Origin of the sequence: Niastella sp. OAS944, from assembly GCA_024809215.1 — a bacterium.
Taxonomy (GTDB): domain Bacteria; phylum Bacteroidota; class Bacteroidia; order Chitinophagales; family Chitinophagaceae; genus Niastella.
On record JANUBW010000006.1, the window covers coordinates 319,072 to 331,248 of the forward strand.

General features: G+C 46.1%; 7 protein-coding genes. 6 read left to right on the forward strand and 1 reads right to left on the reverse strand.

The genetic code is table 11. The annotated features are described in order from the left end of the window. Positions 1–133: 133 nt before the first annotated feature. The 6 genes from GGD38_RS23915 (at position 134) to GGD38_RS23940 (ending at position 11,728) form a co-directional block, all read left to right on the forward strand. Entirely contained in the window at positions 134–2,938 is a 2,805-nt protein-coding gene (locus tag GGD38_RS23915; protein WP_375301621.1) for a SusC/RagA family TonB-linked outer membrane protein, read from the forward strand. Beyond that, positions 2,925–4,685, forward strand: coding sequence for a RagB/SusD family nutrient uptake outer membrane protein (locus tag GGD38_RS23920; protein ID WP_375303892.1), 1,761 nt, complete (start codon positions 2,925–2,927; stop codon positions 4,683–4,685). Before GGD38_RS23915 ends, GGD38_RS23920 begins: the two co-directional genes overlap by 14 nt. A 25-nt stretch (positions 4,686–4,710) precedes the next feature. Next, a complete protein-coding gene (locus tag GGD38_RS23925; RefSeq protein ID WP_375301619.1) occupies positions 4,711–7,800 on the forward strand; it encodes a SusC/RagA family TonB-linked outer membrane protein in 3,090 nt (1,029 codons plus the stop codon). A 19-nt stretch (positions 7,801–7,819) separates the two neighbouring features. Then, positions 7,820–9,610 (forward strand): RagB/SusD family nutrient uptake outer membrane protein, encoded by a 1,791-nt coding sequence (locus tag GGD38_RS23930; protein ID WP_375301618.1) that lies wholly within the window; start codon positions 7,820–7,822, stop codon positions 9,608–9,610. Positions 9,611–9,756: 146 nt separating this feature from the next. Beyond that, the gene (locus GGD38_RS23935; protein WP_375301617.1) at positions 9,757–10,242 is read left to right on the forward strand and encodes a CHRD domain-containing protein; all 486 of its coding nucleotides are present in this window, start codon (positions 9,757–9,759) and stop codon (positions 10,240–10,242) included. Between the two features lie 25 nt (positions 10,243–10,267). Then, the gene (locus GGD38_RS23940; RefSeq protein WP_375301616.1) at positions 10,268–11,728 is read left to right on the forward strand and encodes a glycosyl hydrolase family 28 protein; all 1,461 of its coding nucleotides are present in this window, start codon (positions 10,268–10,270) and stop codon (positions 11,726–11,728) included. A 54-nt stretch (positions 11,729–11,782) separates the two neighbouring features. Here the strand turns inward: GGD38_RS23940 and GGD38_RS23945 are convergent, their stop codons facing one another. Further along, positions 11,783–12,121, reverse strand: coding sequence for a winged helix-turn-helix transcriptional regulator (locus tag GGD38_RS23945; protein ID WP_375301615.1), 339 nt, complete (start codon positions 12,119–12,121; stop codon positions 11,783–11,785). Positions 12,122–12,177 lie beyond the last annotated feature (56 nt).

A 12,177-nucleotide genomic window follows, 5' to 3' on the forward strand; every position in this document is an offset into this window, starting at 1 on the left:
GTTACTTTTACACAGTTAAAGCCTTTTTGTAACATATACTGCTAACAAAACTCGATTGCTTATGATTGCCTGTAAACCCCCGGACAAGGTTTTTCCTTTTTCCACAACCTTGACCATTTTCCTGTTTACCTGTATGGTTTTATCCCTTTCTTCACAGGCTCAGGAGGCAGACACCATTCAGGTGTTGCCAAAGACCCCGCCTTTATTAAAAGTGGCCGACGAAGAACCCCTCTTATTTGGGATACAAAAGAAAAGCCGGTTGCTTCAATCAACTGCCACAGTGTACACAGATCAGTTGGCTACCACGCCTAACCCACAGTTCATGCAGGCCCTGCCAGGCAGACTGCCGGGTTTGAACATCCGTTCTTTCGGCATCGGCCCTGGGCTCGACGGAAACGGTACAACCTTTGATGTTCGCGGCGCCCGGGCGCAGGTAATCCTGATTGATGGCGTTGAGCGCGGGTACATGTCTATTGATCCGGAGCAGATTGAATCCATTACTTTATTGAAAGATGCGATGTCAACGGTAATGTTTGGCCAACGTTCTTCCTATGGGATCATATCTGTGAAAACGAAAAAAGGTGATGTGGGCAAACCGCGTATTTCTTTTACTGCGCAATCTGGTTTTGAAACACCTACTGCATTGCCCAAACCCCTGCCCGCCTGGCAAAATGCAACGCTGTATAATGAAGCCCAGCAAAATGACGTGGGGCAAACGACTTATACCCAGGCCCAAATTGATGCTTACCGCAACCAGACGGATCCTTATACTTACCCCGATGTGAACTGGTACAAAACGGTCTTAAAAAAGAACGCCCCCATCAGCCGGTATAATTTAAATGTTCAGGGCAGTGGTAGAGGTTTCCGTTATTTTGTTGACCTCGATAAACTCAGCGAAAAAGGGTTGTTGAAAACCGATGATAACAATCCTTATAATACCAATGTACAGTTAGACAGATACATCCTGCGTTCGAACCTGGGTGCACAAGTAACACCCACCACTTTTGTTCAACTCAACCTGTTTGGCCGTTTTCAGCGGTATAACCAACCGGGCGGCGGTGCAGCGGGCATCATGCTTTCCCTGCTCACTACACCACAGAATGCATACCCGGTTTATAATCCAAACGGCAGCTATGGTGGAACGAGTACGTTCGGTGAAAATGCAAACATCTATGGCCAGGGCGTATCGCGCGGATACATGTTCCAGGACGTGCGCGATATTGCTGTTGACCTGGAAGCAACGCAGAAACTGGATGTACTGGCAAAAGGATTGTACATTAAAGTAAAGGCCTCCAACAACAACACCGCCTACTTTACAACTACCCGCGCCAAGGCATTTGAAACCTACCAGTATACTAACAATAACTATATAAAGTTTGGTAATACCACTGAACAAACAACCAGTGGCGGCGCCGGTGAAAGATCGCGCATTGTATATATGGAAGGCGCTGTTGGCTACAACCGAACATTCGGCAAACATGCCCTTGAAGCACTGGCGGTAGCTAACCAGCAAAGCAGGCTTGCATTCAATTCAACCAACCTTCCTGAAAATTATACTGCCTACGCAGGCAAATTGAATTATGCCTACGATGAAAAATATGTTATAGAAGGAGCGGTAAGTTACGGCGGTTATAACTGGGTAACACCTGCCAAACGCTGGGCAACTTATTGGGCGGCCGGTTTGGGCTGGAATATGCACAATGAACGTTTCGTAAAAGACAACCTGCCATTTATCAGCAACCTGAAGCTCCGCGCCAATTATGGGTTAACAGGGCAGGTGAATGCCGGTTACTTCTCTTACATTCAAACCTATTATAATAACCTTACCAACACGAATAATGCAGTGGCATACTGGTATGGGCCCGGTTCTTCTTTAGAAAGAAGTACGGGTGAGAATGCGATTGCCAATCCCAACCTGGGTCCGGAAAAAGCAAAGAAACTGAATGCCGGTGTTGACCTTGGTTTTTTCAATAACAAGCTTACGCTTACCGCCGACTATTTCTATAATAAGTTCTATGATCTTGTTGCCCAGCCTACCATGACAACCAGTGTTTTTGGCGCCACTTATCCCATGACCAACTATCAAAAGTTCAATTATTATGGTGGTGAAATAATGGCTACCTGGCAGGATCAACGAAAAGATTTCGCTTACTATATATCCGGCAACCTCTCAATGGTGCAAAGCAAAGTGGTGTATAATGGCGAACTGCCCAAGCAATACGATTACCAGGTGCTTACCGGCAAACCGGTTGGTTTGTTATATGGTTATACTGCTACCGGGTTGTTTAAAAGTAATGACGAGATCAATGATCCGGCAACAGCTGTTTTACCGGCTGCGCCAAAATCTACTCCGCAGGTACCCGGTCCTTTACGCCCCGGTGATATCCGTTACCTCGATCGTAATGAAGATGGAGTTATAGATGAAAATGACAAATCGGGCATTGGTAACGGCAAGCCGGGCATTGCCTTTGGCGGTAATATTGGATTCCGGTTCAAAGGATTTGACTTCAATGCGTTGGTGCAGGGCACCATTAACCGCCAGTCGTACATCGCTGGTGATTTCATGAATGGTTTTGGCAATAGCGGAAATTATACGGCCTATGAATACAATCTCGGCCGGTTTACCCAGGCAACAGCCGAAACGGCCACCCAGCCGCGGGTATGGTTAGGCGCTAACACCAATAATTCTCAAACCTCCAGTTTCTGGTTGTACGATAATGATTTTGTGCGCCTGAAAAATGTGGAAGTAGGTTATACAATACCTCAAAAGCTTACACGCCGCATTGGTGGTTCCTCTGTGCGCTTTTTTGCCAATGGCCTGAATTTACTTACCTGGGCAGAGATCTATAAAGTAAGAAAGGACCTCGATCCGGAATCCTGGGGCTCTGTTTATCCGGTTATGAAAGTGTTCAATTTCGGTATCAATGTCAAATTTTAAACTGCCAATGCTTAGTAGTATGAAAAAATACAATTATTTACTGTTTAGTATAATACTGGTGACAGTGGCAGCTACTTCCTGCAAAAAAGCATTTGAAGACAAGCCGCTGGAATTACTTACAAACGAATATATTTTTGATCCTAATGATCCCACAGGCGATCAGGCCAGTAAGTGGGTTACTTATATTTACTCAAGAATTCAAACGGGTTATTCACGTTACAACAGTGCACCGCTGGAATCTATCTCAGATGATGCAGTACCCACTGCTGTTGGGAACGGTAACTGGAATGTGATCCGTGGTGGTTACAGTCCCATTTCTCCTTTTGATGATAACTGGAGCAACTGTTATAATGCCATCCGGGAGGCGAATGTATATCTCAATAATTACCAAACGGTGCCATGGGCCGATTCGTCGCGCAAAGTGTGGTTTGCCAATGAAGCACGAGCTTTGCGCGCTTATTTTTATTATGAATTGGTGAAGCGGTATGGCGGCGTGCCACTGGTAGGCGATAAGGTATATAACCCCAACGACGCCGATCTTACCAACCTGCAACGCAACAGCTTCGAAGAATGCATCAATTATATTGTAAGCGAGTTGGATATTGTAAAAGACAGTTTACGTTCCGACGCTTCACTGGCTAACCGTACCACTGATCCTGATTTTGGAAGAATGCGTAAAAGCGTGGTGCTGGCCATTAAGGCAAAGGCCCTGCTGCTGGCAGCCAGTCCGTTGTTCAATCCATCGGCTACGCCGAATCGCCCTTACACCGGTTATTCATCCTATAGTGCCGAGCGCTGGAAAGCGGCTGCCGATGCGGCTAAAGCGGTTATGGACCTGGGTATTTACGACCTGGAAGCCAATCCGTATACGCTCGTGCTGCAACGGGCCAACAAGGAACACATCTTTTTCAAGATGAGCGATTCCCGTGTTTCAAATACATATGCCTATTACATGTCCCCGGTAGGCTACACGATTTCTAACACCAAAAGCGAAGGGCGGGTAAGCCCCACCCAGGAGTTTGTAGATGCGTTCCCGATGAAAAATGGTAAACCCATTACCGATCCAACTTCAGGTTACAATCCAGCTGCGCCGTATGCGGGCCGTGATCCACGCCTGGAAAGAACGGTGTTCTATAATGGAGCAAAATGGTTGCAACGGCCTGTAGAAACATTTGAAGGAGGGAAAGATAAGCCCAACAATGCTATCATAGCAAAGGATCAAACCCAAACAGGTTATTATGCCAAAAAGTTCTGCGCAAACGATAGCAGCAGCGCCAACTATACAAATACGTTGTACCGCGATAATGGATTCGTACCTGCCTGGGGTATCATCCGCTACGCCGATATACTGTTAATGTATGCCGAAGCTATGAACGAATATGCCGGGCCGGTAGCATCGGTGTACAGCGCCGTGGAAAAGATCAGGCAACGTGCAGGACTGTCACCGTATACGCTTACACCCGGGTTGTCACAATCGCAAATGCGGGATGTTATAAGGAATGAACGCCGGCTTGAGCTCGCGTTTGAAGAACAACGCTTCTGGGATATTCGCCGTTGGAAAATTGCGAAAGCCGTTTATGGAACCACGTTGCATGGCGTAACCATTACAAAGAATACCGATGGAACGTTCACCTACACGCCGAAAGATGTAGCAACGCCTTATTTCTCCGATGCCATGTACCTGTTCCCGATCGCCATCAAAGAAACCCAGGTGAACCCGGGTATCGAACAAAATCCCGGGTACTAAAATCATTCACCTCAAACTCATTAACATGCGCGTACGATTATATATACTGTTAATGCTCCTGCTACCAGGCACAGCCGGTTTGCTTGCGCAAAGCAGAAAGGTGACCGGTGTGGTCACCAGCGATAAAAAGCAGCCCGTTGGCGGAGCTACGATCACAGATCTGAATAACGAAAAGAATACAACCATCGCCGATGAGAACGGCCGCTTCGCCATACAAATGAATGGCAACATGCTAACGGTGAGCAACGTGGGGTATTTGACCCAAACCGTTCAGATTAGTAACAGCAACGAGGTTTTTGTGCGGCTGGTCACTGATGTGAAAGGATTGGAAGATGTAGTGGTGGTTGGTTATGGCCGAACCAAACGCATCACCAACACTGGTGCGGTAAGCACCATCAAGGGCGACGAAATAAAAACGGTGCCCACCGCCAGTGTACAAAATACCCTGGTGGGGCGTATGCCTGGTTTCTTTTCTCAGCAACGAAGCGGGCAACCCGGCGCAGACGCCGCCGATTTTTTTATCCGAGGCGTTAACTCACTCACTGGTGATAACAAGCCCCTGATCATTGTTGACGATATAGAATATGACTATACACAGCTTTCGCAATTGAATGCGAATGAAATTGAATCCATTTCCATTTTGAAAGATGCCGCCACTACCTCTATATATGGGTTGAAAGGCGCTAACGGAGTATTGGTGATCACCACCCTGCGCGGAAGGATCGGTAAACCCCGCATCAATGTAACTACCGAAGCAGGCATTAACAAAGTGATCCGTTTTCCCACCTTTCTCGATTCATATACCACTGCACTGCTGCGAAACGAAGCTACCATCAACGATGCTTACGGGCTATCTCAAACGCCGGTGTTGCCCTTTAGTGCCGATGATCTGCAAAAGTTCAAAGATGGCTCCGATCCATACGGACATCCAAATGTGAACTGGGTGAAAGAACTGGTGAATAAGACGTCTACTCAGGGCCGCTACAATGTAGATATAAGCGGGGGTAACAAGCTTGTGAAGTATTTTACATCCCTTGGCTACTATACGCAAAACGGTATTTTGAAGGAGTTCAAACCCGTTGGTGATTATGTGAACACGAATTATTTCTACCGTCGTTACAATTACCGCTCGAACCTGGATATCACACCCACTAAAACGCTGAAGATCCGGTTCGACGTGAATGGCCGTTTTGAAACGGTAAATAATCCCGGTGGGGTAATTGAAAAGGAGGGTTTGTTTTATGAAATGAGTGCATTCCGTTATATGGCGCCTTATGCCATGCCGGTTACCAATCCAAACGGAAGCTATAGCTACGCTTCTCACCAGGGAGCGATAACCACCAATGGCGCCATCAGTCCGGTTAACCGGCTGGCTAATGGCGGCTACAAGCGCAATTTCAATAACAACTATAACATAGTGGCCGGCGCCGAACAGCGGCTCGATTTTATTACAACCGGTTTATCTGTCAAGGTCAATGTTTCGTATGCAGGTAATAACAATGAATCCCGTAATCTTACCCGCAGTGGGTTGGCTTCTTACAAATACAATCCGGTTAACGACAGCTATACCATCCGGAATGCCGGGGAGTACCGCACACCCGCCTATGGCGTAAGTGTAGCCAGTAATGCCTATAATGCAACTACCATTCTGCAGGCCATGTTGACCTACAACCGCACATTCAATGGTCATCACTTTACGGGCCTGGTGGTGTTGAACCAACGGAATTACGTTGATAAAGAAAAAATTCCGGTGAATTACCGGGGAACCACGGGCCGGCTTGATTATGATTACAAACAAAAATACCTGTTTGGTATAACGGTGGCCCGTAATGGAAACGATCTTTTTCAGAAAGAAAAGCGATATGGTATATTCCCTGCTATCTCCTGGGGGTACAACCTGGCTGAGGAGCGATTCTTTAAACGCCTGTTACCATTCTTTGATATGTTCAAGATCAGAGGCTCGTATGGCCTCGTTGGATCCGATGCCAGTTATCCAAAAGATTTCGACCCGGCTACTGCCGTTGTCGAATACACAACCACAGGCGGAAATAATTATGGTAACACCACGGTAGAAGGAAAGTTGGTAAATCCCGATATTACCTGGGAAAAGGAACGCAAAACCGACCTGGGCCTGGAATTAAGTTTACTGAACGGGAAGATCACCATGGCCGGCAGCTATTTCTACAACTACCGGTACGATCAGTTGATTGAGCAGCTCGATGTGCCATTATTACTGGGTCAGCTACCGCCTCTTAAGAATATGGGCAAAACAGAAAACAGAGGGATCGATGGCGCTATTACCTACAAGAACCGCATCGGCCAGGTAGATCTTTCCATCAGCGCCAATGCTTCGTGGGCGGTTAACAAGATCATCTTCGCAAGCGAGGCGCCCGATTATCCTTACCAGTCGAAAGTAGGCCGCGCCATTGGGGTGCTGGGTTCGCTCGGATATCATAGTTTAGGGTTTTATCAAATGGATGATTTTGAAGCAACCGGAAAAGTAAAGAAAGATATTGCTGCACCGGTATGGAGCACCATTCAGCCCGGCGATCTCAGGTATGATGATCTGAATGGCGATGGCATTATCACCACTGCCGACAGAACGTACCTGTCGAAACCCAATTTGCCCACGAATAACCTGGGCCTCGATCTGATGGTGGGTTACAAAGGAGTTACCTTACGCGCGCTGCTGCAAAGCGCTTATGGCTATGCGGTACAGGTAATGGCCGAAGGCGCCGGTGATGCGTTCAACGGCAATCTTCGTCCCTGGAACCTCAGTCGCTGGACACCCGCCACTGCCGGTACGGCAACATATCCCCGCATTGGTTTAAATGCGAACGTGAACAATATCTCTTATATAACCGTCTCTGATTTCTGGTTTACCAATGCATGGTATGTTCGCCTGAAATCATTGGAGCTGGCATGGCAGTTACCGCACTCATTTTTAAACAGGTTCAGGATCATAGACAATGCCCGCGTATACCTAACCGGTTACAACCTGCTTAATTATCAGAACATGGGAAAGTTTCAGCAGGATGCTGAGATCGCTAATGGTACCGGCGCTGCTTATCCTAATATGGCCAATTTCAATTTCGGTGTGCAATTAGGTTTTTAATCCTAAAACAAAAGGTAAAATGAACACTTCAAAATATTCCCAATTATTGTGGATGCTGCCGCTTGCCATAGCTGTGTGGCTAACAGCCTGCAAGAAGGACTTTATTGATAAAAAGAAGCTTTCTAACGTAACTGAATCGGCGGTATATAAAGACAGTGTGAAAACGCTGGGTGTTATTAATTATTTGTATTCCAGAGCGGGGTTCTCATTCGATGCCAGGCGGTTCAACAATACCGGTCTTGATGCTGCGTGCGACGAGTCGGAGCCCATCAGTGATCCAACCATCTACACCTATATTATTTCCAATGGCGGGGTGAATCCCAGTAATGCCGATACAAGCACCTGGGGAACCGTTTACCTGATGGTGCGGGCTGCCAATATTTTTATAAAGAACAAAGACAGCATTCCCGTTACCACCGCCACCCGCGATTTCTGGACCGGCCAGGTGCGGTTCCTGCGGGCATGGTACCTCATGAACCTTGTTAAGTCTTATGGTGGTATACCGCTGATAGGTGACAGGGTTTTTGAAAATGGTGAAAAAATTGACGAGCCGCGCAGCTCGTATGAAGACTGTGTGAATTATATAGCCGGCGAACTGGATGCAGCTGCTGCCGCGTTGCCCGCTTCTTATCTCACAAATAGCATAAATCAGAACCGGGTAACCAAAGGCACCGCCCTGGCTGCAAAAGCAAGATTATTATTGTATGCTGCCAGTCCCTTGTTCAATAGCGGCCCCCGTGGCGATGATCCCGAACACCTGCTTACCTATGCAACCGCCGACAATGAGCGGTGGAAAAAAGCGGCAGATGCCGCCAAAGCCGTCATCGATCTGAACGTGTATAAATTGTATACCATGCCGCTCACGCCTTCTGCGGCTATGTATACATTTTTCCTGCAGAACAGTCCGCAGGATGAACATGTGCTGGCTTTTTGGCAACCGGGCAGTACAGCGAATAATTTTTACGTGGAGAACAGCGCCAATCCTGCTTCCAGAGGAACCACCAACGGATATGCAGGTGTAAAGTATTTCCCTACGCAGGAACTGGTTGATGAGTTTGATATGATCAACGGTATGCGCATTACTGATCCCGCATCCGGTTATCCCGGCATCGGCGACAATATGTATAAAAATCGCGATCCGCGCCTCACTACTACAGTTCACTATAATGGTGCCCTGCGCAATATGGGTTCGTTGGGCGATCAGCCGGTATATACCTACACCGGTTCAATACCAGCAACAGGCAATGCATCTGTTACAAGCGCCAGTGTTGATGGTATATATACCTCTACAGGTACAAAAACAGGATACTTCCGTTACAAGATGTGCAACAATTTTGGCGTAGGTGGCGGCAGCGAATTGTATCGCCCCTGGGTGGTGATGCGTTATGCGGAAGTGCTGTTGAATGCAGCCGAAGCAACCAACGAATATTACGGGCCAACAAACGAAATATACGACTGGTTGAAAATGATCCGTACCCGGGCCGGCATTCAGGCAGGTACAAATGGGATGTATGGATTGAAGGCCGGTATGAGCAAAGAAGAAATGCGTGAAGCCATTCGCCATGAACGCCGGGTTGAGCTGGCATTTGAAGAACACCGGTTCTGGGATGTACGCCGTTGGAAGATTGCCATGCAAACAGAGAATGCAGAAACACATGGAATGGAAATTACGAGAGCCCCCAATGGAACTTTTTCTTACCGCGTTATCCCTGTGCGCAAACATGTTTTTACAGAGGCCATGTACTTCTGGGCCATTCCACAAAGGGAGATGGTGAAGTCAGCGGCATTGAAACAAAATCCCGGATACTAGTTTTTAAGTTTTTAGTTCTAGGTTTTAAGTTGTACTGCTACTCAGAAAGATCGATTAATATCGGAGTGCCTGAAAATTTTACCACCAACTGAAAACTAAAAACTAAGAACTAAAAGGGTTTTTTAATAACCAACAGGATCATTTTTATGAAAATATTGACAACTATATTTATTTTATTCTCTATAGCCATTGCCTGTACCAAGGGCGGCAAACCTACAGGCGTAAACGCACTGGTTTATTCTGTAAATGCAACCGCCAGCAGTAAACAGCTGGTGCCGGCAATAGACACCACTTCTACAGCTACATTCACTGGATTGTACGACGCAGATGCTAATACATTAACCTATTCCATTGCCTGGACCGACTTGTGGCGCGATACAAAGAAAGACACAATAACTTCTATTAGTTTTTACGGCCCCGCCACTGCTACCGAAAATGGTAAACTGGTAAGAATATTACCATTTGTAAATACCAATCGTAATGGTAGCATCAATCTGGGGCTGGCTGGCAATACGGGTATAACTACAGATGAAAAGAATGCATTTATATCGGGCAGCTGGTACTTTACCATTAATACAAAAAGATATGATGCCGGAATAGTAAGAGGTCAGTTGATGCTAACGGAAAAATAAGATGATTAATAATAACAAAAGTTAAATGAAGATCAGCATGTACGTGACAAGTTTGGTTAAGTTGGTGTTTTTAGTTTTATTGGTTTTACAGGTTTCAGTAGCTTTTCCTTTTGATAATAAACCGCCTGCATTGGCGGTTTATTCAGCCCCGGCCAATGCAGAATTGAATACTGATTTTACTGTTAAAGTGCGGCAGCACAGTCAGCCATGGAAAACCCTGCCCGTTCACCTGGTAAAAGTAGACCAGGTGAAAGGGGCAAAACATACCACTGAAAATGCTTCGATGAGTTATTTTGACTTTTCTGGCGAAGTGGAGGTGTCGGTAACCTATAATAAAGGGAATATTAAGCAATCGCGCATCAGGCCGCTGTCTTATAATATTCCTCATACTGTAAAAGGGCGTACAGTCATTTTTAAACTGTACCGGCCTGCTAATTTATCGGTAGAGATAAATGGCGATATATTTCATAATCTGCATTTATTTGCCAACCCCATTAATACGTTTACACCCGATAAGCGCGATACCAACCTGTTGTACTATGGCCCCGGTATACATGAAGTAAAAGGAAAGATATTGAAAGTGCCATCGGGCAAAACGGTGTACCTGGCAGGCGGGGCTATACTGCGCGCACAAATACTCATCAAAGATGCAAGTAATGTGCGCGTACTGGGAAGCGGTATGGTTGATATTGCTGTAAAGCAGGGAGTGCGCATTGCAAATTCAAAGAATGTGCTGATAGAAGGCATCTTCTGCACCCAGTGTTTTACCGGCGGTTCGGATAGTGTTACCATTCGCAATGTAAAGTCTATGAGCTATTATGGATGGGGCGATGGTATGAACGTAATGAGCAGTACCAATGTGCTGTTCGATGGGGTGTTCAATCGCAATTCCGACGACTGTACTACTGTGTATGGTACCCGTTTGGGTTTTACCGGTTCAAGCAGAAATGTTACCATGCAAAATTCAACCCTGTGGGCCGATGTAGCGCATCCTATATTAATAGGCACGCATGGCAATACACCCAATCCGGATACACTCGAAAATTTGAATTATATCAATATCGATATCCTTGACCATAAAGAAGCGCAGATCGATTACCAGGGTTGCCTTAGCATCGATGCCGGCGATAATAACCTGGTGCGTAATGTTCGTTTTGAGAATATCAGGATAGAAGACTTCAGGCAGGGGCAACTGGTAAACATCCGGGTGTTTTTCAATAGCAAATATTGTACGTCACCGGGGCGGGGTGTAGAAAATGTGCTGTTGAAAGACATTACTTACAACGGAAAGAATGCCGGCATGTCGATCATTGCCGGTTATAATGAAGAAAGGAAAGTGAAAAATATCGTTTTCGAAAACCTGGTCATAAACGGACAGCTTATTTCTGATGATATGAAAGAGAAGCCAGCCTGGTATAAAACCACCGATATGGCCAATATTTCCGTAGGAGAACATGTAGAGGGGATCGTGTTCCGTAAAAGATAATTGTGTGAGCGTGGCACGGGTGCAGCCGTGTCACGCATTCCTTTATCAACTCTATCAACCTTTCAACTTAGTAACTACCCGCCTGTGCTCCCTTCCCCAATTGATCATTTCTATAATGATCTTACCAAAGGAACGGCAATACTCCGTTGGCTCATATTCAACCAGCACGGGCGATTCGTCGTACACTGTTCTTTTAACCAGTTTATTCATTTCCATTTCTTTCAACTCTTTCGATAACATGCGCGTTGTAATGCCGGGAATACTGCGCTCAATTTCCCGAAAACGCCGGTTGCCATTACATATGGAATTAACAATAGGCAGGCGCCATTTGCCACCTATAAAGTACAGGGTATCCTGTAAAGCCCTTAATTCTTCCGACTGGTCTCTTAGCATTGGTAAATAGGTTTATTGGTATACTCTGTTATACTGGTTACAAATGTATACCATAA